The 1564-nt window shown below is 66.8% G+C and carries 2 protein-coding genes; one reads left to right on the forward strand and one right to left on the reverse strand.

From position 1 onward, the window contains the following. The coding region (locus tag AWX74_RS41060) for a hypothetical protein (RefSeq protein ID WP_207550518.1) at positions 1 to 261 on the reverse strand (261 nt) is incomplete at its 3' end. Between AWX74_RS41060 and AWX74_RS38750 the strand changes: the two genes are divergently transcribed. After that, positions 142 to 1564 (forward strand): condensation domain-containing protein (locus tag AWX74_RS38750; RefSeq protein WP_242666620.1); only part of this gene is annotated, 1423 nt, incomplete at its 3' end. The two genes, AWX74_RS41060 and AWX74_RS38750, sit on opposite strands and share 120 nt — an antisense overlap.

Consider the following 1564-nt stretch of genomic DNA (forward strand, 5'->3'; position numbering starts at 1 on the left):
GTGTTCGACCATCCCACGATCGCGGGCCTGGCCGGGATCGTCATCGAAGGCTCGAGTGTCTCGACAGTTCCAGCGCTGCAAATCGGGGAAATACCACGGCCCGCGAACCTGCCGGCATCCTTCGGACAACAAGCCCTCTGGGTGATTGATCGCCTGGGTGGGCCGGGGGGCCGGTATGTGGTGCCAATGGCGCTTCGCCTGTCCGGAGAACTGGACGTCAGCGTACTTGATGCCGCGGTGAAGGATGTCGTCACCCGGCACGAGGCATTGCGAACCCTGATTGTTGAAGACAACGGGCGGCTGCGCCAGGTGGTCGTCCCTGCTCAGGACGCGAGCGTTCGCCTCACGCTGATCCCGGAGGATCTCTCCGGTGTCGGGGGCGACGCCGTGGAGGAACGGATAGCCGACTTCGTGCGGCAGGGGTTTGACCTGGCGGCCGACATTCCCTTCCGTGCCGGCTTGTTGCGGGAGGCTGGCACGGAGTGGGTACTGGTGCTGGCGATGCATCACCATGCGGTGGACGAGTGGTCGCTGCCGGTGCTGCTGGGGGATCTGTCAACCGCATACCAGGCCCGGTCGGCCGGTTGTGAGCCAGGGTGGGCGCCGCTGAAAATGCAGTACGCCGACTACGCGATCTGGCAACGAGACATCCTCGGGGATCCCGCCGACCCGGATTCCGAACTCGCTCAGCATTTGAGCTATTGGCGTAATGCCCTCGCTGACGCGCCGGAGGAATCCACGATCACCCTGGACCGGTCTCGCCCTGCTGAGCCCACCCACCAGGGCGGTGATACCGCGTTCGCCGTCGCGTCCGAGACTGTGACGGGGTTGCGGGGCGCCGCGCAGCACAACGGCGTGAGCATGTTCATGATCATGCAGGCCGCGATCGCGCTGACGGTCTCCGCGCTCGGCGGAGGAGACGACGTAGTGATCGGTTCCCCGGTCGGGGGCCGCACTGAGGACGGCCTGGAGAACCTGGTCGGGTACTTCGTCAACACCCTCCCCGTGCGCCACCGGCTCCGACCCGACGACACGATCAGCGACCTCCTTGGGCGCGTCCGGCAGACGGTGCTGGATGGGCTCGCCCACCAGGCCGCACCGTTCGAGCACATCGTGTCCGCCGTCGGTGTCGACCGGTCCGTTGCCCGCAACCCGGTCTTCCAGGTCATGCTCACCCACCAGAACCTGTCCGGCGGGCCCGATCTGCTCGATCTCCCCGGAGTCACCGCTCGGCAGCAACACGCTTCCCTCGGAGCGGTCAAGACGGATCTGGACATCTACGTGGACGAGACCCAGCACGCCCTCACCGGGTCCCTGAGCTACGCCACTGACCTGTTCGACCCGGGTACCGCGGAGCGCTTCCTCGCTCTCCTACAACGAACCCTCACCACGATCGCGACCCGCCCCGACGCGCGGATCGCCGATCTTCCGGTGCTGTTCGATGCCGATGCTGTGTCGGTGGGTGGGTGGTCGGTGGGTGCGGGGGTGGTGGTTCCCGCGGTGACGGTGGATGGGCTGATCCGGGATCAGGTGGGACGTTCTCCGGGGGCGGTCGCGGTGGTGG

The sequence above is a fragment of the Parafrankia irregularis genome, assembly GCF_001536285.1.
Classification (GTDB): domain Bacteria; phylum Actinomycetota; class Actinomycetes; order Frankiales; family Frankiaceae; genus Parafrankia; species Parafrankia irregularis.